Annotated in this window: 23 protein-coding genes; 10 read left to right on the forward strand and 13 right to left on the reverse strand. The window is 74.7% G+C overall.

Features of this window, described 5'->3' with window-relative positions; all coding sequences use genetic code 11:
* Positions 1-21: 21 nt before the first annotated feature.
* The 4 genes from ACZ51S_RS04665 to ACZ51S_RS04680 form a co-directional block, all read right to left on the reverse strand.
* A complete protein-coding gene (locus ACZ51S_RS04665; protein ID WP_388938074.1) occupies positions 22-444 on the reverse strand; it encodes a YjbQ family protein in 423 nt (140 codons plus the stop codon).
* Between the two features lie 29 nt (positions 445-473).
* Entirely contained in the window at positions 474-1,724 is a 1,251-nt protein-coding gene (locus tag ACZ51S_RS04670) for a glycoside hydrolase family 26 protein (protein ID WP_468959635.1), read from the reverse strand.
* Between the two features lie 198 nt (positions 1,725-1,922).
* Complete coding sequence (locus tag ACZ51S_RS04675; RefSeq protein ID WP_467895085.1) at positions 1,923-2,963, reverse strand: vWA domain-containing protein; 1,041 nt, start codon at positions 2,961-2,963, stop codon at positions 1,923-1,925.
* Positions 2,964-3,048: 85 nt separating this feature from the next.
* Entirely contained in the window at positions 3,049-3,270 is a 222-nt protein-coding gene (locus ACZ51S_RS04680; RefSeq protein ID WP_468959638.1) for a hypothetical protein, read from the reverse strand.
* A gap of 158 nt (positions 3,271-3,428) precedes the next feature.
* On the opposite strand from ACZ51S_RS04680, the gene ACZ51S_RS04685 reads away from it, so the two are divergent.
* Complete coding sequence (locus ACZ51S_RS04685) at positions 3,429-4,091, forward strand: maleylpyruvate isomerase family mycothiol-dependent enzyme (protein WP_468959640.1); 663 nt, start codon at positions 3,429-3,431, stop codon at positions 4,089-4,091.
* A gap of 33 nt (positions 4,092-4,124) precedes the next feature.
* On the opposite strand, the gene ACZ51S_RS04690 is transcribed toward ACZ51S_RS04685, so the two are convergent.
* Entirely contained in the window at positions 4,125-4,511 is a 387-nt protein-coding gene (locus tag ACZ51S_RS04690) for a MerR family transcriptional regulator (protein WP_468475780.1), read from the reverse strand.
* Between the two features lie 140 nt (positions 4,512-4,651).
* Between ACZ51S_RS04690 and ACZ51S_RS04695 the strand changes: the two genes are divergently transcribed.
* The 5 genes from ACZ51S_RS04695 to ACZ51S_RS04715 all read left to right on the forward strand — a co-directional run bounded on the left by ACZ51S_RS04695 (position 4,652) and on the right by ACZ51S_RS04715 (position 8,509).
* Entirely contained in the window at positions 4,652-5,317 is a 666-nt protein-coding gene (locus ACZ51S_RS04695) for a class II aldolase/adducin family protein (RefSeq protein WP_468959641.1), read from the forward strand.
* Positions 5,314-5,754, forward strand: coding sequence for a carboxymuconolactone decarboxylase family protein (locus ACZ51S_RS04700; protein WP_468802996.1), 441 nt, complete (start codon positions 5,314-5,316; stop codon positions 5,752-5,754). Before ACZ51S_RS04695 ends, ACZ51S_RS04700 begins: the two co-directional genes overlap by 4 nt.
* Positions 5,755-5,948: 194 nt before the next feature.
* A complete protein-coding gene (locus ACZ51S_RS04705; RefSeq protein ID WP_468475761.1) occupies positions 5,949-6,248 on the forward strand; it encodes a hypothetical protein in 300 nt (99 codons plus the stop codon).
* A gap of 121 nt (positions 6,249-6,369) precedes the next feature.
* Positions 6,370-7,560 (forward strand): NAD(P)/FAD-dependent oxidoreductase, encoded by a 1,191-nt coding sequence (locus tag ACZ51S_RS04710; RefSeq protein WP_468959643.1) that lies wholly within the window; start codon positions 6,370-6,372, stop codon positions 7,558-7,560.
* Positions 7,561-7,570: 10 nt separating this feature from the next.
* On the forward strand, positions 7,571-8,509 hold the full coding sequence (locus ACZ51S_RS04715; RefSeq protein ID WP_468475763.1) for a sigma-70 family RNA polymerase sigma factor: 939 nt from the start codon (positions 7,571-7,573) through the stop codon (positions 8,507-8,509).
* A 37-nt stretch (positions 8,510-8,546) separates the two neighbouring features.
* Here the strand turns inward: ACZ51S_RS04715 and ACZ51S_RS04720 are convergent, their stop codons facing one another.
* A complete protein-coding gene (locus tag ACZ51S_RS04720; protein ID WP_468475764.1) occupies positions 8,547-10,214 on the reverse strand; it encodes a serine/threonine-protein kinase in 1,668 nt (555 codons plus the stop codon).
* Positions 10,215-10,713: 499 nt separating this feature from the next.
* Between ACZ51S_RS04720 and ACZ51S_RS04725 the strand changes: the two genes are divergently transcribed.
* Entirely contained in the window at positions 10,714-11,322 is a 609-nt protein-coding gene (locus ACZ51S_RS04725) for a response regulator transcription factor (protein WP_468959647.1), read from the forward strand.
* A 33-nt stretch (positions 11,323-11,355) separates the two neighbouring features.
* On the opposite strand, the gene ACZ51S_RS04730 is transcribed toward ACZ51S_RS04725, so the two are convergent.
* From ACZ51S_RS04730 to lanKC, 4 genes are all read right to left on the reverse strand, one after another.
* Positions 11,356-13,170: an ATP-binding cassette domain-containing protein gene (locus ACZ51S_RS04730; protein ID WP_468802999.1), complete on the reverse strand. Its 1,815-nt coding sequence runs from the start codon at positions 13,168-13,170 to the stop codon at positions 11,356-11,358.
* Positions 13,167-14,954 carry an ATP-binding cassette domain-containing protein gene (locus ACZ51S_RS04735; protein WP_468959650.1) on the reverse strand — a complete coding sequence of 596 codons (1,788 nt, stop codon included), beginning with the start codon at positions 14,952-14,954 and terminating at the stop codon, positions 13,167-13,169. The genes ACZ51S_RS04730 and ACZ51S_RS04735 overlap by 4 nt, the downstream gene beginning before the upstream one ends.
* Positions 14,955-15,054: 100 nt before the next feature.
* The gene (locus ACZ51S_RS04740; protein ID WP_388938101.1) at positions 15,055-15,192 is read right to left on the reverse strand and encodes a SapB/AmfS family lanthipeptide; all 138 of its coding nucleotides are present in this window, start codon (positions 15,190-15,192) and stop codon (positions 15,055-15,057) included.
* Positions 15,189-17,864 carry a class III lanthionine synthetase LanKC gene (gene lanKC / locus ACZ51S_RS04745; RefSeq protein ID WP_468959652.1) on the reverse strand — a complete coding sequence of 892 codons (2,676 nt, stop codon included), beginning with the start codon at positions 17,862-17,864 and terminating at the stop codon, positions 15,189-15,191. Before lanKC ends, ACZ51S_RS04740 begins: the two co-directional genes overlap by 4 nt.
* Before the next feature lie 439 nt (positions 17,865-18,303).
* On the opposite strand from lanKC, the gene ACZ51S_RS04750 reads away from it, so the two are divergent.
* A complete protein-coding gene (locus ACZ51S_RS04750; protein ID WP_468475769.1) occupies positions 18,304-18,729 on the forward strand; it encodes a subtilase-type protease inhibitor in 426 nt (141 codons plus the stop codon).
* Between the two features lie 111 nt (positions 18,730-18,840).
* Positions 18,841-19,251 (forward strand): SsgA family sporulation/cell division regulator, encoded by a 411-nt coding sequence (locus ACZ51S_RS04755; RefSeq protein WP_468475770.1) that lies wholly within the window; start codon positions 18,841-18,843, stop codon positions 19,249-19,251.
* Between the two features lie 21 nt (positions 19,252-19,272).
* Here ACZ51S_RS04755 and ACZ51S_RS04760 read toward each other — a convergent pair whose 3' ends face one another.
* Positions 19,273-20,520 (reverse strand): glycosyltransferase, encoded by a 1,248-nt coding sequence (locus tag ACZ51S_RS04760; protein WP_468959654.1) that lies wholly within the window; start codon positions 20,518-20,520, stop codon positions 19,273-19,275.
* Between the two features lie 100 nt (positions 20,521-20,620).
* Complete coding sequence (locus ACZ51S_RS04765) at positions 20,621-20,986, reverse strand: peptidase inhibitor family I36 protein (RefSeq protein ID WP_468475772.1); 366 nt, start codon at positions 20,984-20,986, stop codon at positions 20,621-20,623.
* 326 nt (positions 20,987-21,312) lie between these two features.
* Here ACZ51S_RS04765 and bla point away from each other — a divergent pair, with 326 nt between their 5' ends.
* A complete protein-coding gene (gene bla, locus ACZ51S_RS04770; protein WP_468959656.1) occupies positions 21,313-22,260 on the forward strand; it encodes a class A beta-lactamase in 948 nt (315 codons plus the stop codon).
* Between the two features lie 25 nt (positions 22,261-22,285).
* Here bla and ACZ51S_RS04775 read toward each other — a convergent pair whose 3' ends face one another.
* A complete protein-coding gene (locus ACZ51S_RS04775; RefSeq protein ID WP_468959658.1) occupies positions 22,286-22,762 on the reverse strand; it encodes a flavodoxin family protein in 477 nt (158 codons plus the stop codon).
* Between the last annotated feature and the right edge of the window lie 583 nt (positions 22,763-23,345).

Consider the following 23,345-nt stretch of genomic DNA (forward strand, 5'->3'; position numbering starts at 1 on the left):
ACGGAGGCCGAACGGGTGGGTTCAGCCGAGGAACGACAGCCGTACGGTACGGCGGGGGTTGTCACGGTTGGTGTCCACCAGGACGACCGACTGCCAGGTCCCCAGCGCCAGTTCGCCGCCGACGACCGGCAGGGTGGCGTGCGGTGGTACGAGGGCCGGGAGCACGTGGTCGCGGCCGTGGCCGGGGGAGCCGTGCCGGTGCCGCCAGCGGTCGTCGGCGGGCAGCAGCGTCCGCAGGGCCTCCAGCAGGTCGTCGTCGCTGCCCGCACCCGTCTCGATGACGGCGAGCCCGGCCGTCGCGTGCGGGGTGAACACGTTGAGGAGCCCGTCGCGCCCCCGGGCGACCTCACGAAGGAAGCCGGAGCAGGCCGCCGTCAGATCGTGGACGGTCTCCGCGGAGCCGGTGGTGACGTCGATCGTCCGTGTGGTGAAGGTGTCTGTCATCCCTCCATCCTCCCCGGTCAGGGCCGGGGTCACCGGCGGGGGCCCTCGCCGGGCCGCGACCCGGGCCGGGGCGGAACGTCCCGGGGGAACGAGCGGACCTCACCCCGGGGGAGGGCCCCGAGCGGCTCGCGGGGGAGGAGCGCCGGGCTCTGGCCGAAGCCGCCGGCGTCGCCCCGGACGGCACCGGATCCCGCCGCCTCGCCACCGGCACGCCCGCGGCTCCCTTCGCCGGCCCCGACGGCCGTGCCGGGGAGAGCGCCCGGGTGCGGCGGCCCGGCCGCCGGCCGCCGGCCCCGGCCGGCCGACAGGAACTCGCGGAACACCCGGGAGGAACGCGGGTTCTTCCCGCACTGCCACACGCCGTGCGGGCAGTAGTCGCTGATGCTGTGGTAGAGCGGCTTCTGCTTGGCGATCCACGTCAGCATCCGCCGCATGTAGTCGGGGTTGTCGCCGTTGCGGAACAGCCCCCACTCGGGGTACGAGATCCGCTTGCCGTGCTCCCTCGCGAAGTCGACCTGGTGCTGGAGGCCGTACGGCTGGGTGATCTGCTCGTGGAAGGTGTTCCCGGGAGGCTGGTCGTAGGAGTCCATGCCGATGATGTCGACCACGTCGTCCCCGGGATAGCACTCGGTCCAGGCGATCGCGTCGATGCCCCGGTTGGGGGCGAAGTCGAAGCGGAACCGCTGCCCCTCCACGGAGCGCATGGCGCTCACGATGTTGCGCCAGTACTGCTTCCAGGCCTCCGGCTCGGGGCGGCACCGGTGGGTGTAGTTGAACCCGTTCATCTCCCAGCCGAGCACGATCACGGTGTCCCGCAGCCCGAGCGAGACCAGGCGCTCGGCCAGCCGCCGGAAGTGGTGGTCGTACGCGCCCTCCGCGCCGGAGCGGAGCAGCTCGGCGATCCGGTCGTCGGGAACCCCGGCCTCGTTCTGGTCCAGCATGGGCACGTTCAGGACGAACAGCCGGTCGGACCTCTGCTTGCGCCACCGTGCCCAGGCGTCGAGGGAATTGGGCAGGCCCTCGATGTTCGCCCAGGTGTCGCCGGGCAGGTAGGTATGCCCGGCGCGCAGGTCGGTTCCTCCGAGCCAGCGGGAGAGCCCCCGCATCCTGTCGACGCCGGGAGAGCCGTAGTGGAGGTACGCGCCCACCGCGACCCCCTTGCCGGCGCCTCCCCCGGGGCCCTGGTGCGGGGCGGGGGCGGGGGCGCCCCCGGTGGCGAGCAGCACGACGGCGGCCGTGCCGACGCAGGCGCCGGCCATCCAGCGGCCTCTTCGGGACATGGCGTCTCCACAAGGTCTGTGAACGATGTGCTTGCCAGTGACGTTAGGCATGCCACGCCGCGACGGCCTGCCGGGTGTCCCGATCCTGGACCATTAGCGGTAGCGGGCCGCCGCCGCTTGGCCCGACAGGGTGACGGCGGCCGCGCCCTCCGGCGACTGCCCGACGGCGGCCCGTGAGCCGGCGGGGGCCTCCCGGCCTCAGACCATGAGCAGCAGCCGCGTCTGCGGCACCAGCTTCCGGTTGACACTGGTGCTCTGCACGAAGATCGTGAAGTCGTCGTTGTGGTCGGGCTTGACGCGGACCTCCGCGTCGGGCAGGCCGAGCAGGGCGCGGGCCTCCGGACCCGTGTAGACCCGGTCCGTCTTCTTTTCCAGTACCGCTATCTGCTTTCGCGCCTGCACCTTTTCCGACTTGCTCAGCTGGTAGAAAGCGCAACCGGTGCGGTACGTGTGTCCGTTCTCCACCACCCATTCGCGGATCGCCGCGTCACGGGCCACGGGAATCAGCTGGTACTGCGACGGATCCACCGGGGTGAGGCCGGCCGCTTCGATGGCCTTCTTGTTAACGGCTTCGCCGCCCGTCGAGAACACCGCGCGCGATCCCCGGATTCCCTTGGTGCGGCCCACCATGAATTTCTCGGTGGCCTCCTGGATCACCTGTCCGGCGTCCTCCAGGCCCTGGGTGCTCGTGGCGTCCCAGATGGCGATGTTGTCCTTCGGGAAGCCGCACTGCATGGCCTCGCGCTTGCCCATCTGGTCCGGCACCAGGACGGCCAGCGTCCAGTTGTCGTCCTGCGTCTCGATCATCTTGCCCACGGCCTCGACCAGTTGGCGCGGGTCGCGGCCGGGGGCACCCGGGCAGCGGTGGCTGGCGTTCTCCTGGCCGTCGGTCAGCACGAACGTCAGGAAGCTGTGGTCGCCGTAGAGTTGGGCGGTCTGCGCCAGCTCCCGCTGTGACTGCAGGGTGGCGGCCAGCAGGGCCGTCATTCCGCCGGTACGGTACATCTGCTTCAGGGACGGCATGCGCAGCACGTCCTTGTCGTAGATGACGCACTCGACACGGTTCGAGAACACGTACACCGTGACGCGGGTTTCCTGGTCCAGTTCCTTCGAGCGGCGGGCCAGATAGGCGATCTGCTGGTCCGCGACGTCAACGACCTTCTGACTCAGGTGTGACATGGACGAACTGGCGTCCAGCACGAGAGCAACGTGATTGATGTAATTCTGGATTCCGGTCATGACCGCTCCCCCTCTTTCCGGCTTGATGCTCCGATCCTCGCACCCGCCACTGACAATCGGCCTTCGGGCGAGCGGTCCGGCGGCGTCAGTGACGGCCGTCGAGGAGCGCGCAGGCGAAGTCCTCTTGGACCGTGCGGAGCAGGGCGAGCAGGCCGGGCTTGTCGCCCTCGCTGGTCTGGGTGTGCGGACGGTCGCCCGCCGTCCCTTCCAGGCCACCCGCCCGGCCGACCCGCCCGTCATCCGATCGGCCGATCCGTCCCGTCCCGCCGTCGGCTACCCGCGCGGGCCCCGCGTCCTCGGGCGGCACCGAGCCGGCCGCCGCGCGGCGCGACCGGGGCGTCGGCCGCGACGGCCCCCGGGCGGGCCCGGCGCCCTGCGTACGGCAGGCCCCCATAACCGCTGGTGCTGGACGGCAGAAGAACCGTCTATTGGCCATACCGGCCGGCCCCGAGCAGGCTTGGCCCCATGCGAAGCGAGACGGGCCCCAAGGGCCGGCAGGCGGGCGTCAAGGCCGCCATAGCCGCGGAACGCCGCGAGCTGGCGGACCTGTTCGACGGCCTGCGGGCCGCCGAGTGGGACGCGCCCAGCCTGTGCGAAGGATGGACGGTCCGCGAGGTCGTCGCCCACATGTCGATGGGTTTCCGGCTCTCCCTGACCGCGACCCTGGGCGAACTGGTCAAGGCCCGGGGGAACCTCCACCGCATGACCGACCGCGTCGCCCGCCGCGACGCCGCCGCCCACTCGGCCACGGAGCTCGGTGCCTTCCTCCGGGACAACGCCCACCACCCCTGGACGCCGCCGGTCGGCGGGTTCCGTGCCGCTCTGGGGCACGACGTGGTCCACGGGCTGGACGTCACGGCCGCCCTCGGGCACGACCGGCGGGTCCCCGAGGACCGGCTGCGCATCCTGCTCGACGACATCAAGCCCAGCGGCCTGAAGTTCTTCGGCGTCGACCTCACCGGAGTGCGGCTTAGCGCCGAGGACACGGACTGGTCGTACGGGGCCGGCGCCCCGGTGTACGGGGACGCCCAGGACCTCCTCCTGCTCGCCTTCGGCCGCCGCCTGCCGCCCGGGCGCCTGCGCGGTGAAGCGGCCGGCCGTTTCACCGGCCGCCCCACCGGCCGCTGAATCCCGGGTGCGGCCCGCGCGCGGCCGGACGGCTCACGGCGTCTGGTCCGGTGCCCGCCACGCCGCCATCTGCTCGCGGAACTTCGGGCACCTGACGATGTCCTCCTCGCCGCACTGGACGGCGTGCGTCAGGAGCTGGTGGGCGTGGTCGAGATCGACCATGCGCTGCTCGATCTCCGTGATCTTGGCGCGGATCATCGCCTGCCTGCGCGGCTGCTCACGCTGGAACTCCCTGATCTCCGCCAGTGTCAGCCCGGCCTGCTGGCACTTGCGGAGCACCGTGATCCGCTCGGCGGCCTCCGGTGGATAGCGCCGCTGGCCGCTCTGGCGTTCCGGAAGGGGCAGCAGTCCGTGCCGCTCCCAGTACCGGATCGCCGAAGCGGGCACTCCGGTGATCTCGGCGAGTTGGCCGATCGTCATGCGCACGCCGGTCCCTCCTGGCTCCCGTCGGTCCCCCCACCCGAGGCATTTGACTTGAACCTTAGTTCAAGTTGAAGAGTGGTCACCACGTGGACGGCGGCCGACGAGCGGCCGCCGCCGGCAGATTCCGGGAGAGACGTATGACGGGAACACGTGGAGCGCAGGAGCGGGCCCACGCCCTGGTGCAGGCCGCCGAGGGGCTGTTCGCGGCGGGAGTGATGTCCCGCTCCGGGCACGCCAACCTCAGCGCGCGACTCGACGGCGAACGCCTCCTGCTCACCCCGGGGTTTGTCCGCGGGGTGCGGCCCGAGGACCTGGCGACCGTCGGTTTCGACGGAAAGGTCCTCGAGGGCGAACTGCAGTCCGTCAGCGCCGAGATCGTCGCCATGCACAGCGTCGTCTACGAGGCGCGCCCCCATGTGGGCGCCATCATCCACACGCACTCGCCCGCGGCGACCGCCTTCGCGGTGGCGAACCGGCCGTTGCCGTGCCGCACCGAGCCGATGCTGCGCTTCGGCCAGGCGGAGGAGGTGCCGGTGGTCCCCTGGGGGCCTCGGGGGTCGGACGTATCGGTGCGCGGCATCGCCGACGTCCTCGAGCGGCGCCCCACGACGGCCGCCGTCCTGCTGGCCAACCACGGCCTGCTGGTGTTCGGACCGGACGCCCTGACCACCGCCCACCTGCTGGTGGCGATCGAGGAGAGCGCCGAGGCGGAGATCGCGGCGGCGGCGATCGGCGGGGCCGCGGACTTTCCCCCGGGCGCCCAGGAGGCCGTACGGGCCGCGATCGCGCGGCGGACGTCATGACGGACGACGTGCTCGCCTCCCGTACGGAGGCGGTACGGGACCGCTACCGCTCCACACTGGGAGCCGTCCCGGAAGGAGTGCGGGAACGTCTGCGCCTCGCCGGGGACTTCGGCCGGCTTCCCACCGAGGAGGCCATCGCGGCGCTGCGGCACATCGTGCTGACGGACAGCCCCCTGGGGGACCGGGTGCAGCAGCTCGTCCACTTCGGCCAGCTGCTGGCCCTCGGCCGGGCGCACCCCGCCCGGATCCACGCCCGGGGCGCGCTCCATGCCGGGGCGGGCATCGCCGACCTCATCGGGGTCGCCGAGACCGCGCTCATCACGGCGGGCGTGCCTGCGTACGCACTGGGCACCGAGATCATCGCCGAACTCGCCCCGGGCGAAGGGGAACCCGGAGGCGCGCGGCCCGACGGCCGGAACGGCGCGGCGCGGTTCTGAGGGCGTGGGCGGGCAGTGCGCTGCCGCGCCCGCCGCCTCCGGTCCCGGTCCGGCGGTGGCTGACGGGGAGTCCGCGGGCCCGCTCGCAGCGGCCTGCGGGCTCCCCCCGCCCCGGACCGTCGGCATGAGCGGGGCTGGCGCGGGTATCCGCGGGCGGGCCGGAAAGCACCCACTCACGGAAAGGCGTACCCGCCATGACCCAGGACGACCCCGCACCGTCGGGTGAACCGCGCGAGCCGACACCCGCGGAACGCGCCGCCCGCGACCGAGTACGACGGCGCGCCGAAGGCATGACGCACCACCGGGCCGCCGACGCCCTGCACGCCGCCCGGCAGGCGGCGGGCGACCTCACGGCGGCGGACGCGGCGACGCGCGCCGAGGTGGCGGAATGGCAGCGGATCACCGACGCGCTCTTCGACCACGGAGGCCCCTACACGACGGAAGCCGACGCCTTCGTACAGGGCGAACTCACCGCCCGCCGCGAAGCCCGCTAGCGGGAACGGCCGCCCAGGGCGCCCGCCGCGCCGCCGGGTGACCCGCATCACACCCGCCTCCTGTCAGGAATCGGGGCGCCGTCTCGTCCAAGGGGCAAGCCCAACGAGACAGGAGCACGCCATGAAGCACCGCATCGTCGTCCTCGGCGCCGGATACGCCGGCGCCTTCGCCGCCGGGAACCTGGCCCGTCGGCTCTCCTCCGCCGACACCGAGATCACCGTCGTCAACGCCGAGCCCGACTTCGTCGAGCGGATGCGCCTCCACCAGCTCGCGGCCGGCCAGGACCTCGCGTTCCGCAAGCTCGCCGACGTCTTCGCGGGCACCGGGGTACGGCTGCGCCTGGCGCGCGTCACCGGCGTCGACCCGGAGCGCGGGACCGTCGCCGTGACCGGCGAGGAGGGCGACGGCGAACTCGCCTACGACACCCTGCTGTACGCGCTCGGCAGCACCGTGGCCCACCACGGGGTGCCGGGTGTCGCCGAGCACGCCTTCGACGTGACCGGCCGCTCCTCGGCGCTGCGCCTGCGCGAGCGCCTCGCCGGCCTGGGCGGGGGCGGCACCGTGCTGGTCGTAGGCGAGGGGCTGACCGGCATCGAGACCGCCACCGAGCTCGCCGAGTCCCGGCCCGACCTCGCGGTCGCGCTCGCCGCCCGCGGCGAACCGGGCGCGTGGCTCTCCCCGAAGGCCCGCCGCCACCTGCGCCGGGCCTTCGACCGGCTCGGCGTCACCGTCCACGAGCACACCCGCATCGAAGCCGTCGAGCCGGGACGGGCGGTCGCCGCGGGCGGTACATCCCTCCCGGCGGACGTGACGGTGTGGTCGGCGGGGTTCGCCGTACACCCCGTAGCGGCCGCGAGCGGCCTCGAGGTCGCCGGCACCGGCCAGATCGTCGTCGACGCCACCATGCGCTCGGTCTCGCACCCGGACGTCTACGCCGCCGGTGACTGCGCCTACGCGATCGGCGCGAACGGCCGCCCGCTGCCGATGTCCTGCGCCTCGGCCGGCCTGACCAACATGCGGGCGACAGCCGCGATCATCGCCCGCCTGACGGGCGGCGAGATCCCGGTCACCGCGATGAAGTACCACGGCAACCACATCAGCCTCGGGCGGCGGGACGCCATCTTCCAGATGGTGGACGCGGACGCCCGGTCCACGTCCCGGTACCTGGGCGGCCGGACCGCCGCGCGGCTCAAGTCGGGCGTGCTCAAGGGGGCCGCGTGGGGCATCGGCCACCCGACCTTCGGCATGCCGAAGCGCCGGCGCCGCCTGGCCGCCGCACCCGACGCGGCCGGCGCGTGGGCCACCGCATAGGCTGCGCCGCATGGACCACGCAGCCGTCGACCGGTTCGAGGCCGGCCGGGGCCGGCTGGCCTCGCTCGCGTACCGCCTGCTCGGCTCGGCGGCCGACGCGGAGGACGCCGTGCAGGACGCGTTCCTGCGCTGGCAGGCCGCGGACCGGGACAGCATCGAGGTGCCCGAGGCGTGGCTGACCAAGGTCGTCACCCGTCTCTGCCTCGACCGGCTCCGCTCGGCACAGGCGCGCCACGAGCGTGCCGCCGGGGACTGGCTGCCCGAGCCGCTCCTCGAGGGCGACCCGATGCTCGGCCCCGCCGACACCTTCGAGCAGCGCGAATCGGTGTCCTTGGCCGTACTGACCCTCATGGAGCGCCTCTCGCCGGCCGAGCGGGCGGCCTACGTCCTGCGCGAGGCCTTCTGCTACCCGCACGCCGAGATCGCCGGGATCCTCGACATCACCGAGTCCGCGAGCCAGCAGTACGTCCACCGGGCCCGGCGCCGGGTCGCCGACGAGCGCCGCGCCGGCGACGGGGCGGACCCCGCGACCGCGCGCCGGATCGTCGAGGAGTTCCTCGCCGCCGCCACCTCGGGGCGCACCGAACGCCTGGTGGAGCTGCTCACCGCCGACGTGACCGTCCTCTCGGACGGTGCCGGCCTGGCCAGGAGGCTGCTGCGGTTCACGACCCGCGAGCGCGTGGCCTCGTACGTAAGGGCCGGATTCAAGCCCACCGCGGCGAAGCGGCGGCTTGCGGGCGGCTCCGTCGCCTTCCACATCGCGGTGCTCAACGGCTCCCCGGCCGTCCTCGCCGTGGTGGGCGACCGGGTCGCGGGGGTGGTGGCGTTCGAGATCAGCGACGGAAGGGTGGCGTTCCTGCGCGGCATCGCCGCCCCGGACCGGCTCGCCCGCCTCGGCGGGGCCTGGCGGCGGCTCGGGCCCGACGCGCCGGTCATCAGCGGATGGTGACCCGCGCCGGCCGGGCCGCCGCCCGTGCTTCCGGCCGCTACCGCCTCTGCCAGAGGGTGAGCAGGGTGGTGTAGTCGGGCAGGTTGCCCTGGCCGCCGGTGATGCCGGTGACCTCCAGCATGGCCAGCCTCTTGTCGCTGGTGACCGTGCACATCAGGGTCCCGACGGGGAGGGCGGTGGGCAGGTCCTTCGCCCGGATCTCGGTGGGCAGGACCTCGCTCTGGGCGCCCCGCAGGCACTCCTGGGGCGTCTTTCCGGTGCTCTTGCCCATCGGGGTGTAGAACTCCCACCTGCCGCCGGAGATCTCACTGAGCATGATCTCCCGGCCGGGGGTGTCCTGCACGACCTGGGGGACGTCGAGGTCGGCCCTGACGATGTTGGCCCCGCCCGGCGAGCGCAGGGTGAGGGGACGGTCCCGGAAGACGGCCGTGTACCCGGCGTCGTCGGAGGCGGAGGCGGAGCCGGTGGGGGCCGGACCCGCCTCCGTGACCGGGGCCGGCCGCTTCCCGTCGGCCCCCTCCCGCATGCCGTCCGAGGTGTTTCCGGAGCGGGCCACCGTCCAGGTCAGGACCACCGCCAGGGCGACGGCCACGGCGGCGCCGGCGGCGAGGGCACCGGTCGGCGTACGCCGCGCCGCGGCGGGTTCCTCCGGCGCGTGCGACGGGCGCGGGGGCGGCGGTGCCATGGTCGGGGCGGCGGCGAAGGCGGGGCCGTGCGGCGGACGGGACGGCGGGTCGGTGACCGGCGGGTCGGTGGCCGGCGCGTCGGTGACCGTCGCTTCGGGCGTCGGCGCCAGTGCTGCGGCACGCCTGCGGGCGGTCAGCTCCTCACCCAGCGGGCCCGGCAGCCAGTCGGTGAAATCGCTCAGGGAGCGGCCCGAGGCCTCCTCGCACAGCCCGGCCAGTTCCTCCGGGCCGACGCGGGCCGCCGGGTCGGGGGACAGGCAGCGTCCGAGCAGGGGGCGGAGCGCTTCGTCGTAGAGGTCGAGGCGCGGCGGGCGCTCGGCCGTGTTGGCGATCTGCGCGGCGAGGGTGAGGGCGCCGCCGTCACCGTAGGGGTGGCGGCCGGTGGCGGCGACGGCGGCGATCAGACCGAGGGCGAAGACGTCGGCGGCCGGTCCGGCCGGCCGGCCCAGCGCCTGCTCCGGGGACATGAACTGCGGGGTGCCGACGACGCCGCCGGACGCGGTGAGCTGGAGGGCGTCCGCGGCGCGGGCGATGCCGAAGTCGATGACGTACGGTCCCTGGTCGCTCAGCAGGACGTTGCCGGGCTTGAGGTCACGGTGGACGACGCCGGCGGCGTGGATCGCGGTCAGGGCCCGCGCGGTGCAGCCGACGAGCTGGAGGACGGCCGGCAGCGGCAGCGGGCCGTACGTGGCGAGGGCCTCCCGCAGGGACAGCCCGGGAACGAACGCCGTGACCAGCCAGGGCCGTTCGCCCGTGACGTCGTGATCGACGAGCGGGACGACGTGGTAGCCCCGGACCCGGGAGGCCGCCCGGACCTCCTGCTCGAAGCGGCGGCGGAAGGCGGCGTCGCCGCCGTACTCGCGCCGGATCGCCTTCAGCGCGACGGGCTGCCCGCCGCGGGTGCGGGAGAGGTAGACGGTCCCCATTCCGCCTTCACCGATGCGGCCGAGCAGCCGGTACCCCGCGATCTCCCGCGGGTCCCCGGCGTGCAGCCGGCCCCCTGCCCCGTTCGCCGCCATGCCGAACCGGCCCCCATTCCATGATCGCCTGAAGTGTCAGCGTAGCGGACCCCGACCGCGCCACGGCCGACCCGGGCGGCCGGGCGATGCTTCAACCCGCTTCCGATGAACCGGAGTTGCCCGTCCCGGTCCGCCTCGTCAGCGCGGCGACGGCGGCCCGGTCGCCACCGGGGGTGCCCGGCACCGCCGGGCGGGCCGCCTGCCGTTCCCGACAGGGGGTGCGGCCGTCTGTTCGAGCGGCAGCCGCGGCCGCGGTGGGGCCGCTCCGCCCCCCATACGCCCGGAATCAGCCCTACCGCTTCTTTCCGCCGACGTGCGCCCTCCGGCCTCGGAACCGTACCCGCTGAGCGTGTCGCGGGTACGGCGGCCCGTGCCGCCGATCAGCCGGGCACCGGAGTTCGGCCACGCACCCCTCGATGCCCCGGACGCGGACGTTCCTGCTCCGTGATTGCCGGGCAACCGCTTGGTGCCCGTGATCACCACCCGAGGAGAGCCCCCGATGACCAAGGTCCTCGTCCTGCACAGCGTCAGCCTCGTGGGGTCGGCGCTCGCCGCTCTGCTGAGATCGGAGGGCGGCTTCGACGTCACCTCCGCCGGCTGGCGGTCCGCGGCGCGGCAGGCGGAGTCCTTACGGCCGGACGTGACCGTCGTCGACCTCGACTGTCCCGGCGCGTCCGCCACCCTGGGCGCCCGAGGGGGCGCCTCCCGCCCGCTCGCCGAGCCGCCCGCGCCCCTGCTGGTGCTCGCCACGTCCGGAACGCCCGGCTCCCTCCAGCGCGGGGTCCGGGCCGCGGCGCGCGGGTACGTGGACAAGGACGGATCACCGGGCCGGCTGATCCGGGCCATCCGCGCGGTCGCCGCGGGGGAGCGGTTCGTCGACGCCTCCCTGGCCACCGCCCTCCTGGACGCCGGCCCCGCTCCGCTGAGCCCGCGCGAACTGAGCGTGCTGGCCCGGGCGGCGGAGGGCGACTCCATCGCGGAGATCGCGCAGGCCCTGCACCTCGCCAGCGGGACCGTACGCAACTACATGGCCGCCGTCACCCGCAAGACGGGAGCCCGCAACCGGGTGGACGCCATCCGGATCTCCCGGCAGGCCGGCTGGGTCTGAGGGCCCGAATCCCTCCCGGCCGTCGGCCCCCGCTCACTCCCGCGCGTTCCACACCCCCACCAGCTCCCGGTACAGGGGCGACCTGGCCGGGAGGTCCGCATGCGTGCCGCAGACCGCACGGGTGCCGTCCAGTACGAGGACCCGGTCGGCCCGCGCCGCGGACGAGATGCGGTGGGCCACGACGACGAGGGTGCCGGGGCGTTCGGCGAGCGCCCGCTCCGCGCGTTCCTCCGCCCGCGGATCCAGATGGCACGTGGCCTCGTCCAGCAGCAGCAGCGGTGCGGGGGAGAGGTAGGCGGCCGCGAGGGCCAGCTGCTGCCGCTCCCCCTGGGAGAGCCCGGCCGGGTCCACGGGTGCGTCCGGGCCGCCCAGCCGGTCCACGAGGCCGTCCACGCCGAGGGCGGCCACCGCCCGCTCCAGCCGCGCCCCGGACACCGGCCCGGGGCACAGGTGCGTCAGGTTCTCGCGGACGGAGCCCGTGAAGACGTACGCCTGCTGCGGCAACAGGGTCCGCCGGGGATCGGGACCCCGGGCGGGCCCGCGGCCGGCCGGGGCGCCCGCCAGCAGTACGGTGCCCCGGCCGGGCTCGAGGAGACCGGCCAGCAGCGCGGCGAGCGTGGACTTGCCGATGCCGCTGGGCCCCACCACGGCGAGGTGCTCCCCCTCGCGCAGGGCCAGGTCGAGGCCGTCGATCACCGGCTGGGCGTGCGGACCGTACGCGAAGCGCACCTGACGCAGCTCCGCCGCGAGGGGCGCGGCCCCGGACGCGCCCGCCGGTTCCGGCCCGGGCTCCGGCGGCCGCGGCCCGGGGACCCGGGACTCCGCGGGACCCGCCGGTTCCGCGCCCTGCGCAAGGTCCGGCGCAAGGTCCGGCGCCGGGTCCGCGCCGGGGGGACAGAAGCGCTCCAGTACCACCAGCAGCCTGGTGCCGGCGGAGCCGAGGGCGCCCATGAGGGCGTCCAGCGCGGGCAGCAGCGACTGGACCAGGTAAGTGAGCGCGGCGGCCAGGGCACCCGCGCTCAGCCCGTGTGCGAGCAGCCACGGTGCGCCCAGGAGCAGCGCGACGACCGGCAGCCGGCCCGCCACCCCGAGCATCACCGTGCGCAGGGCGGCCCACCGCGCCAGCAGCCGGGTCAGCAGCTCCTGTTCGGCGATCAGGCGCTCCAGGCGGCCCCCGGCCTCGGCCCCTCCTCCGCAGGCCACCACGTCCCGCAGGCCCGCGGCGAGCTCGCCGGCCCGCCCCGCCAGGGCCTCGTCGGTGTCGAGTGCCCGCCGCTGCACCCCTGCCATGGGGCGCAGCGTGAGCAGGAAGCCGGCCGTCCCCAGGAGCAGCGGCGGCAGCACGAACAGGAGCAGGACCGGCGCCAGTGCGGCCATCCCGGCCAGGGCGCCGAGGGCGGTGAAGACGAAGGAGCGGGCGACGAGGACCAGGCCCGCGAAGGAGTCACGCGCCATCTCGGTCTGCTGGGTGAGCCGCGAGACGGCCCCGGAGCGCTCGGCCCGCGCGGGGTCGGCGAGCGCGCGTTCCAGGCCCTGGCGCACGGCCCGGCGGACCAGACCGTCGCGCAGCGGTTCGACGAGGTCCGCGAGCCCCCCGAACACGCCCCGCAGGGCGAGCCCGCCGAGGAGGGCCCCGGCCCCGGCCACGGCGAGCCAGCCGGTCCCGGTGCCGGGCCGGCCGGCGAGGAAGCCGTCGTCGAGGGCGCGGGCCACCGCGTAACCGCCGAGGAAGGTGTGGGCGGATTCCAGCAGCGACCACAGGGCGAGGACGCCGAGCGTCCGGGCCCGCCCGCGCAGGAAGCGGCGCCCCTCCGCGCCGACCCGCCGCCAGGCGCCCCGCCCGCTCACCGGACCGCCCCGCGACGGGCGGCCTTCCCGCCGCCCGCCCGCCCGGCGGGGGCGGATTCCCCGCCGGTGCCGAACACCGAGCGGTAGGCGGGGTCCCGCCACAGCTCCGCGTGCGTCCCCGTCGCCCGGACCCGGCCCTCCTCCAGCCATACGACGAGGTCGGCGCGGGCCGCCGTCGAGACGCGGTGGGTGATCACGAGACGGGTGGCGGCCCGCACCTCGTCGACCAGCGCCTGCTCCACCGCGCGGGCGGTGACGGTGTCCAGGCTGGAGGTGGCGTCGTCCAGGACGAGCAGCCGGCCGGCGTGGCAGAACGCCCTCGCGAGACCCAGGCGTTGCAGTTCGCCGCCGGACACCGGCGCGTCGGCGAGGGGAGTGCGGTAACCCTCGGGCAGGCGGCGTACGAACGGGTCGGCGCCGGCCGCCCGGGCCGCGGCGCGCACGGCACCGGACCCGGGCCCCGGCGGTGCTCCGAAGGCGATGGCCGCGCCGACGCTCTCCCCGAACAGCGCCGGCCGGTCGAAGGCGTGGCCGACCTCGCGGCGCAGTGCTCCGGAGGTGAGTTCCTCCAGCGGGGTGCCGTCCAGCAGCACCTGCCCGGCGTCACAGGCGGTGAGGCGTCCGGCGACGGCGGCCAGCAGGGTCTTGCCGGAGCCGGTGCGTCCCACGACCGCGGTGGTGGTGCCGCCCGGGATCCGCAGGTCGACGTCGTGCAGGACGACCGCGCCCGCACGCTCGACGCGGACCCCGCGCAGCTCCAGGGTGCCGGGGCCGTCGGGGGCGTGCTCGCGGTCCCCCTCGGCGAGCGGCGGCAGGCCGAGGAGGGCCGCGGTCCGGCGGGCGGCGGCCCTGCCCCGCACCACCGCGGCCAGCCGGCCCGTGACGGCTCCGGCGCCGGCCGCGAGCCCCGCGTACCGTACGGCGGCGAGCAGGCCCCCGACGCCGAGCGCCCCGGCCGCGAGGCGGATGCCGCCCACGCCGAGCACCACGTACAGCAGGAGCGGCATCAGGGCGCTGGTACGGGCGACGGTCGCGCCGTAGATCCGCCACGTCCGCCGCCCCTCACGGCCCAGTTCGGGCAGTTCGGCGAGGATCCGCGCGGCTTCCCGTTCCCCGGTGCCGGCGGCGGCGATGGTGCGCGCGCCGGCCAGGGCCTCGGCGAGCCGCCCCGCCATGGCGAGCTGCACCCGCTGGTACCGGCTGACGCTGGCTCCCGAGGCGCGGGTGAAGGCCCTCAACAGCAGGACCAGCAGGGGCACTCCGGCCAGGAAGGCGACGCCGGTCCAGACGTCGACGAGGAACAGGGCGACGAGCCCGCCGAGCGGGGGCAGCACGGCCGTCGCGGCGGTGGCGACGGCCGCGGGAACGGTCGCGGCGGCGGTGGCGTGCGCCGTGAGCCGGGCCGCCGTCTCGCCGGGGGCGTGCTCGGCCGCGTGGTGCGGGGCGGTGCGGAGCAGGGCGGCGAGTCCGCGCCGGCGCAGCCAGGCGGCGGAGCGGGCGTCGACGCCGCCGGTGAGCCGTGCCGTCGCCGCGTCCAGGAGGACCTCGGCCGCGGTCAGCGCCGCGCAGTACAGGGCCCACCGGGTGCCGGAGGGGTCACCGCGCAGGAGCAGGTCGAGGCAGTGGCCGAGGACGGCGGGTTCGGCGAGGGCGGCGCAGGCGGCGGCGAGCGAGCTGCCGAACACGGCGGCGGTGCGGCCGGCGCTGTGCCGTGCGGCCGCCTTCAGTGCCCGGTCGGCCGTACGGGCGGCCGCCGCCTCACCGGGGTCGTCGGTCGGGGTCATGGGCGGCGGCTCCTCGAATGCCCGCAGGCCCGGGACGGGCTGCCCGGGGATGAGGTGCGGGCCCGGGCGAGGTTCCGCCCGGGCCCGGAAAGCGTCCCGATCAGTTACAGGTGGTGACGCTCAGGCTGCTGTCGCCGCACAGGAGGAGGCTGGCGCGGCTGCCGCCCCCGGTGAGGTGCGCGGCCTCGGTGTTCTCTTCCTTGGGGGTCTCCATCGACTGCAGATCGAGAAGGGTCATGGCTGATTCCTTTCCTTCGCTGGGATGTTCTGACCGGTCACGGCCCCCCGGTGGGGGACCGGCTCTGGGGCCGCCGCGGTACGCGGCGGCGGGAGGAACGGCAGGTGCGCCCGCCCGCCGGTGGCGGCGCTTCCCAGGGCGAGCAGCGCGCCGGCGGTGCCGGTGGACAGGTCCATGGACAGGCGCATCAACTGCTCGCCGGGGAAGGCGAGTCGTCCCTGATACGGCAGCGCGTGGCGGGCCAGCGCCTCGATCTGCCGGGCGATGTCCCGGGCGCGGGTCCCGGGGCCGGGCGTGGTGGTCCGGGACAGGTGCAGGATCATGCCCGCGGCGCCCCGGAAGAGGCCGGGCTGGGCGTAGAAGGTCGCCTGGGCCGCCTGCACGATCTGGGTCCGCGCCTCCTCGAACCGCTCGTCGGGGGCGTGTTCCAGCCAGTCGTCGAGCACCATGCCGATGCCGACGCTGCCCGCGCCCAGGTAGGGCATGGTGCGCCAGCCCTCGTCCACCTGGAGGGTCCCGAAGGCGCTGGTCACGCAGTGGTCCAGGTCGCGGTGGAGGAATCGTGCCGCACGCAGGAGCAGTTCCGTGTCCCCGGTGCGCTCGTAGAGGCGCAGGTGGAGCAGGGCGATCCCGCTGTGCCCGTAGAGCAGCCCCGTCCGCTTCAGCCCGGGTGCCGCCTCGAAGGCCAGGTCGGCGCAGCGCAGGGCGGCGCTGTGCAGCGCACCCTCGCCGGTGGCCGTGCCGAGGGAGTCCAGGGCAAGCCCGATTCCGGCGAGTCCGCCGTGCAGGTCGGGGCCCGTGGACGGCCACGGTTCGTCCAGCAGGCGCCCCACGAGGGCGAGGGCGCGGTCCCGGTGGCCGAGCCGGTGGTGGGTCCAGGCCAGTCCGGCGAGGCCGTCGTAGAAACCGAGCGGGGTGCCGGAGGGCGGCTCCTTCGTACGGGCCAGCAGCCATTCCTCCGCTTCGGGCCAGGGGGCGGCGCCCGTTTCGGCGAGTGCGTACAGGACGCCGGCGGCGCCGTGGCCGAACGTCGCGCCGCCGGTGGCGGTGGCGAACTGGGCCGGGTCGCCGGGGAAGAGCCGGTCCTCCCGGTCGGGTGTGGCGGTGGCGTGCAGGGCCGCCGTCATGGAGGCGCGGGCGGCCGGCCAGTCTCCCGGCACGGCCGGGAGGTACGGCCGGGCGGGGGCGGGTGTCCGTCCGCCGGCAGCGTCGGCCGCGGGCCCGGCCCCGGGCCCGGCTTCGGATCCGGCCTCAGGTCCGGCGAGGATCTCGCGCACCGCCTCGTCGAGGAAGGGCCGGGGCACGGGGAACTGCGCCGCGGCGATGTCCGCGAGGTGCGCCGCCTTCGCCCGGTCCATGACGAGCAGGCTGGTCAGCGGCAGGAACAGGGCGAGGCGCAGACAGGCCAGCGCGTAACGGTCGACGGCGAAGCCGCGCCGGTCCGGCGGCGCCACGAAGGCCGGGTTGGCGACCGTCTGGCGCAGGCCCTCGTCGACGTGGGCGGCGGCCTCGAAGTCGAGCAGGGCGACGGACGGTTCGCCCGTGACGGGGTCCTCGGCGACCATGATGTTGAAGAGGTGGAGGTCGTTGAAGACGATGCCGCGCGAGTGGACGGCGTCGACGGCCTCCGTCACCCGTGCGTGGATCTTCAGCGCCCACTCGGTGTAGGCGGCGAGCTCCGCGGGCGCGGGATCGGCCTCGATCAGCGGGTGGCGGCGGGCGAAGTAGGTGTTGAGGGGCTTCCCGTCGAGGTACTGGAGCGCCAGGAAGTGGTGGTCCCCGACGGTGAAGGTGCCGCGTACGGCCGGGACGCAGTCCAGCCCGTCCAGCCGCTCCAGAGCCCGGCGTTCCCGGTGCAGCCGGGTGACGGCGTCCGCTTCGTCGGCGGCGAGCCCGGCGAAGGGACGGCCTTCCTTGAGGACGACCGGCTCGCCGGTGCGGGTGTCGCGGCCCGCGTAGACGCCGCCGCCGTTGGAGAAGTGCAGGGCCCGCTCGATGGTGTAGGGGATGCCCTCGAGGGTGACGGCCGAGCGCCGGTCCAGGTGGGGCCGCAGGAAGCCTGGCAGTTCGACCCAGGCGGGCGGCTGGAAGGCCGGGCCGCGGGCGTCCGGTACCAGGCGTCCGTCGGGCGTCTCGATGGCCGGGACCAGCTCGCCGTCGCCGTCGTAGCAGTGCCGCAGGGTGAAACTGCCGTAGCGCAGGTGGACCGGGCCCTCGTTCCAGCGCAGGTCGCTGAGGATGTACGGGCCGGGCTCGCCGGCCAGCAGGGCGTCCAGGTCCTCGGCGGTACGCCGGCAGGCTTCCGCGTCGGCCGGGTAGACGGTCAGGAACTTGCCGCTCGCCGCGCGGTCCGCGTACTTGGCGTTGCGCAGGTGCAGCAGGTACCGGCTCGGCACGAACTTGAAGGCGGTCCGCCGCTCCACGCAGTAGGCGTACACCTTGCCCAGGACGGCCTCCGCGTTGTCGAGGCCGGCCGAGACGTGGATCTTCCAGCCCTGGGAGGGCAGCCGGAGCCCGAGGGGGCGCAGGGCGAGCCAGTCACCGCTGCGGTGCGAGGTCCACCCCTCGGGTACGGGGGCGAGGGCCGGCGGGAAGCTCTCGCCGCCCCGCCGGTACGGGGCGTCGTAGAACCAGCGGTCGGCGTCGCAGAAGGCCGCGTGCCCCTTGTTCACACCTGCTCCCTCGGTCGGTGACGTGAGCAAAGGTGACACGCCGCCAGCACACGGCGACAGTCGCGTTTGTCACCAGCCTGACGTGCGGTACGCACGCGTCACTTGGCGCCCACCGCCCCCGGCCCGCCCGGCCGCCGCCTCGATCCGGTCACCCTGGACGGCCCGGCGGCGGACCGGTCGCGGCCGCCACCAGCAGGGGGCCGGCGCGGAGAACGCACCCCGGAGCGCAGGGCTCCGCGCCGTGGCGCGGAGCGGACCCGCGGTCACCAGGCGGAAGCCGCCCGAACTCCCGCCTCTCATCCGATTTTCGAACGATCTGTCCGTAACTCGACCGTCGATGTGCGTCGGCCCTTCACACCTGAGAGGCTCAACCCGAACTGGGCGCTACATAACAGCTGTAGTGCCACCTTCAACCTTCGAATCGAAAGCGAGTGTTGTCGTGCGTCACCGCTTAGCAGCCGTCTCCGCCGCCGCTCTCCTCTGCCTCGCCGGCACCACGGGCGTGGCGCAGGCCCAGCCCGCGAGCCCGTACGCCCCCTCCGCCATGGTCCTCACCATCACCCAGGGGGATGATGCCGCCACGGGCACCGTCCTGCGGGCGACCGTACTCAGCTGCGCCTACACCGCAGAGGGCACGCACCCCGCACCCAGGGCCGCGTGCGACGCCCTCAACGCCACCGGCGGCCGGCTCGACCGCCTGCTGTCCGCCCCTGATCCGGGCCGCGCGTGCCGGCGGAACTACGACCCCGTCACCGTCACGGCGGACGGCGTCTGGCACGGCGACCGCCTCGCGTGGAAGCACACCTTCCCCAACGCGTGCGTGATGTCCGCGACCCTGAACGGCAACGCCCTCTACGCGTTCTGAGGCGACCGCCGACGCGGCCTTCACCCGGACGGAGGGGTGTGGTCCGGCCCGTGGCGGGTACACGCGCGTCGCGCACCCGCCGTCCGGTGCCCGTCCCCGTGGAGGCCTTCTGTGACGTCCCGCCTGTCCGCCCTGATCAGCGCCCACCTCATCACCGTCGCCGGCGCGCCGCTGCAACTGCGCCTCACCTACGCCCCGACGGACCCGCTCGCCGTGCGCGCGGTCATCCTGCACGCCGGTACGCGGCTGGCGTGCTGGCACTTCGAGCGGCAGATGCTCGCGGACGGACTCGGCCGGCCGGTGGGGGAGGGAGACGTGCTCTTCCGGCCCGTGGACGGCGCCGACGGGCGAGCGCTCCGCATCGAACTGCGCGGAGCCTGCCCGTCCGGCCAGGGCCGGGCGGTGCTCCTTGCGGACGCCGACGCCGTGGCCGCCTTCCTGCGACGGACGTACGCGGTGGTGGCGGCCGAGGAGGAGAGCGCCCACCTCGACGGGCTGCTGGACGCCCTGCTCAGCCGGTGACGCCCGGCGCGTGACGCTCCCTCAGGTGGCCGCCAGCCGTTCCAGCGCGGCGGCGACGGGCGCGACGCCGTCCTCCTCCGCCAGCCTGCGGGCGATGTGCCGGGCACGGTCGCGGTAGGAGGGGTCGGTCACGGCCTTCCGGATCGCCGAGCCGAGGGCGGCGGCGTCGAGGCGGCGCAACGGCACCGCCCCGGGGGCGGTACCCAGCCGCACGAGACGGGACGCCCAGAAAGAGGCGTCGAACTGGACCGGGACGGGCACGCAGGGCACCCCGGCGCGCAGGGCCGCGCCGGTGGTGCCGGCTCCGGCGTGGTGCACGAGGGCGGCCATCCGGGGGAAGAGCAGGGAGTGCGGCACGTCCCCGATGGTGATCATGTCGTCCCCGGTGGCGGACAGTCCGGCCCAGCCGTGCTGGATCACGCCCCGCAGGCCGGCCGCGCGCAGGGCGGAGACGACGAGGGCGCTCAGGCCCCGGGGATCGGGTGCGGTGGCGCTTCCGAGGCCGACGTAGACCGGGGCGGGACCGGAGGCGAGGAAGTCCTCCAGTTCCGGCGGGAGCCGGCGGCCGGCGTCGTGGGGCCACCAGTAGCCGCAGACGTCCAGGCCCGGCCGCCAGTCGCGGGGGCGCGGAACCACCAGCTCGCTGAAGCCGTGCAACACGGGCCAGCCCTGACGTTCACGGACGCGGCGGGCGCCGGACAGGCGGACCGGGGGCAGGCCGTGCTCCGTGGCCAGGGTCCGCGCGGCCCGGGTGTAGACGCGGTCCACGGCCGCGGTGACGGCGTGCCCGCCGATCCGGTTGCCCAGCGGCCCCAGGGAACGCGTGCCGAGCATCGGGGGAGGGAAGTGGCGGGTGCCGTGCAGCGGCTGCAGGAAGAGCCCCATGCTGGGCCGGGAGCAGCCCTCGGCGATGGCACAGGCCAGGGGCGCGACCGACCCCGCGGCCAGTACCACGTCCGCGTCGCGCGCCGCGCGCACCAGCGGCAGCGTCATTTCCGGGGCGATGCTCCTCGCCAGTGCGATCGCACGCAGCAGCTTCGCCGCCCCGGTCCGGCTGCGGTGGAGCCCCCGGCCGCGCGTCGAGTGCAACTCGGCCCTGGGGTCGCCGGGAAGGGGCCGGAAGCGCACCCCGGCCCCGGCCAGCAGCGGCTCGAACCCGCCGTGGGTGACCAGGGTGACCTCGTGCCCGGCCCGGACCAGGCCCGCACCCAGGCCCGTGTACGGTGCGACGTCCCCGCGTGACCCCGCCGTCATGATGGCAATCCTCATGTCCGCCAGTGTGGCGGCATTCCCCGCCCGCGCCGCCCGGAACGGCCCGGGCGACGGAAAGTCATCCGAAACGACCGCGGTGCGGGGCGGGTTGGGATCCCTACTGCTTCTTGAAGGAGCGGATCTGATAGGTCCCCATCAGATTCCCGCCGTTGCCGGCCGATGTGGATCCCACGCGTGCGTTGTAATTGGTCTGGGTGTAGTACTGGACCCGGTTGTTCTTTCCGTTCCAGACGGAGCGGACGTTGATTCCGCGCTGAATGAAGCCGCAGTTGTCGGCCGTGTTCGCCCTCTGGGCGTCGGGCCACTCGCAGCGCTCCCCGCCGCCGTTCCAGTCGCTGTAGATGCAGAAATTGCCCGAATTGCAGGCGTACGCCGCGGGCTGGCTCTCGGTGGCCGCGGCCACGGGTGCCGCGGCGAGGGCGAGGGAGAGACCGACGGCGGCTGACGAAAACATTCGGCGCATGACAGAAGTTCCCCTTTTACGCATCGCGACCGGGGCGCTGCCCCGGAGAAAGGATGGGGACGGCCGGAGATGACCCGGAAGCGAATGACGCGCCGTTCCCGGCCGGCCCGTCAAGCATGGAGGCGCGGCCCTGAGCCGGGCGAGCCGTTTTCGCGTCAGCCGGTGGCGGGATGTCGGAATGCGCGGGCTCTGCCTCTGCGCGCCGCGAATGCGACCTCGCCTGGACACGCCGGCCGCCCGCGCACGATCGGCGCGGGCGGCCAGCGGGGTGGCGCAAGTAGCCTCGGGGCACGACCCGTTCCCAGACCGACGAACAGGATCAAGTGGTGGCCGTTACCCGCCGTACCTCGCTCACCGCCGTGGCCGGCCTCGCCGCCGCCCCGCTGCTCGGCCGCGCCAAGGCCGCCGGGGCCGCCGATGCGCCGGGCACGGTCGCGCCTGCCGCCGCCGGTGCTCCGGCGGGCCGCGCCTTCGTGGCCCTGGAGCGGCAGTTCGACGCCCGGCTCGGGGTCTACGCGGTCGACACCGGCAGCGGACGGAGCGTCCAGCACCGCCCCGACGAGCGGTTCGCCTACTGCTCGACCCACAAAGCGCTCTCGGCGGCCGCCGTACTCCAGCGGAACACACTCGAAGAACTCGAGGCCGTCGTCCGCTACGGCCCCGCCGACCTGGTGGCCCACTCACCGGTGACCGAACGGCACGTCGACACCGGCATGTCCCTGCGCGCCCTGTGCGACGCCGCCATCCGCTACAGCGACAACACCGCCGCCAACCTCCTGCTCGACGAGCTCGGCGGACCGAAGGGCCTCCAGTCGGCGCTCGCCGCCCTGGGGGACACCACCACCCGGGCCGACCGCTACGAGACGGAGCTCAACGAAGCCGCGCCGGGCGATCTCCGTGACACCAGCACCCCCCGCGCCCTCGCCGCCGACCTGCGCGCCTACGTGCTAGGCGACGTCCTCGGCGCCGGCAAGCGGGCCCTGCTGACCGATTGGCTCAAGCGCAACACCACCGGCGGCGCGCTCATCCGCGCCGGTGTCCCGGCCACCTGGGAGGTCGGCGACAAGACCGGCGGAGGCGGCTACGGCACCCGCAACGACATCGCCGTCGCCTGGCCCCCCGGCGCCGACCCCCTCGTTATCGCCGTCCTCTCCAGCCGGGGCACCCCCGACGCCGCATACGACGACGCACTCATCGCACGCGCCGCCACGACCGTCGTCACGGCCCTGGCCCTGCCCTCCGGCGGGGCTGCTGCCGCGCGGTCGAACGGCTGACCGGGCGAGGGTCGGCCCCGGCCGCTCAGGACCGGGGTCCGGGCCCGTGCCCGTTCCGCAGCCGCTCGGCGAAGGCCCGCGCGGCGGCCAGGTCGTCCCTGTTCGGCCGCTGCTTGCGGACGCCGCCGACGAGCCGGAACGGCGCCCACGTATCGAGGGCCCGGCACGAGAAGCTGCCGTGCACCCGGAAGCCCTTGCCCGCGAGGCGCCGGGCGAGGGGCCGGGTGAAGGGCGCCGGCGGCAGTTCGGGCAGCCCGCTGGTGGCGAACACGAAGGCCCGGCCGCGTGCGCCGGGAAGGGCCTCGGCCGCAGCGGTCAGCCGGGGGTGGAGCCTGCCGTAGAAGACTCCCGAGCCGAACCCCACGAGATCGGCGGCGGCCAGCTCCACGAGGTCGGCCTCCTCGGGGGTGACGACTTTCGCACCCAGGACCTGGGCCATGGCGTCGGCGACGCGACGCGTATTGCCGTGGGAGACGGAGGTGCAGACGATGACGGACTTCATCCTGAGGTTCCCTTCTCTTCTTCCGCAGTGGGGACAGCAGGAGGGCGCGACATGTGACAGGACGTCGAAGTGACGGCGCTCACAGCCGCGTACGACGCGGGCACCCCGCGTCCGGGCCTGGAAGTGACCGGGGACACGCATCACAAAGGTGCCGGACGGATACGGGGGGTGAGGTTCGGGGGGTGGGGCGGTGAGGCGCCCCACAGGAGGCAGATCACATTCGGCCCGGAATAGTAGCCCCGGCGGGGTGGGGGCTGGCCGTGTCCGGCTTGGGCGTGCGGGGTGTGGCGGGGCGAGGGTTTCGGGCGGGTTTGCGGGGGTGGGTAGTAGGTGGGGGGCGTTGCCAGGCGGGGTGGGGGCTGGCTAACTGGTGTTGTCGCCGAGGCGGCCGGGGCGCTTGGCCCCCCGCCGGTCGAATCCCTCTCCTGTGAGTGGCTCACGTGTGCCTTCGGCATGCGGCGACCGCCCTTGTTCCCTTCGGAAGGTTTCTCCGTGTCCCACGCTGTCATCCGCCGCATCGCCGCTTCGAAGAAGTCCCTCGCCGGTACTGTCCTCGCTCTGGGTGTCGCGGGTTCCATGCTCG

It is taken from the genome of Streptomyces sp. NPDC034043, from assembly GCF_055575675.1.

Bases quoted from the DNA above. Each gene is read 5' to 3' on its own strand.
- ACZ51S_RS04765 (WP_468475772.1), bottom strand. From the start codon at position 20,986: ATGCGCCGAATGTTTTCGTCAGCCGCCGTCGGTCTCTCCCTCGCCCTC.
- ACZ51S_RS04675 (WP_467895085.1), bottom strand. From the start codon at position 2,963: ATGACCGGAATCCAGAATTACATCAATCACGTTGCTCTCGTGCTGGAC.
- ACZ51S_RS04705 (WP_468475761.1), top strand. From the start codon at position 5,949: ATGACCCAGGACGACCCCGCACCGTCGGGTGAACCGCGCGAGCCGACA.
- ACZ51S_RS04670 (WP_468959635.1), bottom strand. From the start codon at position 1,724: ATGTCCCGAAGAGGCCGCTGGATGGCCGGCGCCTGCGTCGGCACGGCC.
- ACZ51S_RS04735 (WP_468959650.1), bottom strand. From the start codon at position 14,954: ATGACCCCGACCGACGACCCCGGTGAGGCGGCGGCCGCCCGTACGGCC.
- ACZ51S_RS04700 (WP_468802996.1), top strand. From the start codon at position 5,314: ATGACGGACGACGTGCTCGCCTCCCGTACGGAGGCGGTACGGGACCGC.
- ACZ51S_RS04690 (WP_468475780.1), bottom strand. From the start codon at position 4,511: ATGACGATCGGCCAACTCGCCGAGATCACCGGAGTGCCCGCTTCGGCG.
- ACZ51S_RS04715 (WP_468475763.1), top strand. From the start codon at position 7,571: ATGGACCACGCAGCCGTCGACCGGTTCGAGGCCGGCCGGGGCCGGCTG.
- ACZ51S_RS04760 (WP_468959654.1), bottom strand. From the start codon at position 20,520: ATGAGGATTGCCATCATGACGGCGGGGTCACGCGGGGACGTCGCACCG.
- ACZ51S_RS04695 (WP_468959641.1), top strand. From the start codon at position 4,652: ATGACGGGAACACGTGGAGCGCAGGAGCGGGCCCACGCCCTGGTGCAG.
- ACZ51S_RS04710 (WP_468959643.1), top strand. From the start codon at position 6,370: ATGAAGCACCGCATCGTCGTCCTCGGCGCCGGATACGCCGGCGCCTTC.
- ACZ51S_RS04740 (WP_388938101.1), bottom strand. From the start codon at position 15,192: ATGACCCTTCTCGATCTGCAGTCGATGGAGACCCCCAAGGAAGAGAAC.
- ACZ51S_RS04720 (WP_468475764.1), bottom strand. From the start codon at position 10,214: ATGGCGGCGAACGGGGCAGGGGGCCGGCTGCACGCCGGGGACCCGCGG.
- ACZ51S_RS04685 (WP_468959640.1), top strand. From the start codon at position 3,429: ATGCGAAGCGAGACGGGCCCCAAGGGCCGGCAGGCGGGCGTCAAGGCC.
- ACZ51S_RS04775 (WP_468959658.1), bottom strand. From the start codon at position 22,762: ATGAAGTCCGTCATCGTCTGCACCTCCGTCTCCCACGGCAATACGCGT.
- ACZ51S_RS04725 (WP_468959647.1), top strand. From the start codon at position 10,714: ATGACCAAGGTCCTCGTCCTGCACAGCGTCAGCCTCGTGGGGTCGGCG.
- ACZ51S_RS04665 (WP_388938074.1), bottom strand. From the start codon at position 444: ATGACAGACACCTTCACCACACGGACGATCGACGTCACCACCGGCTCC.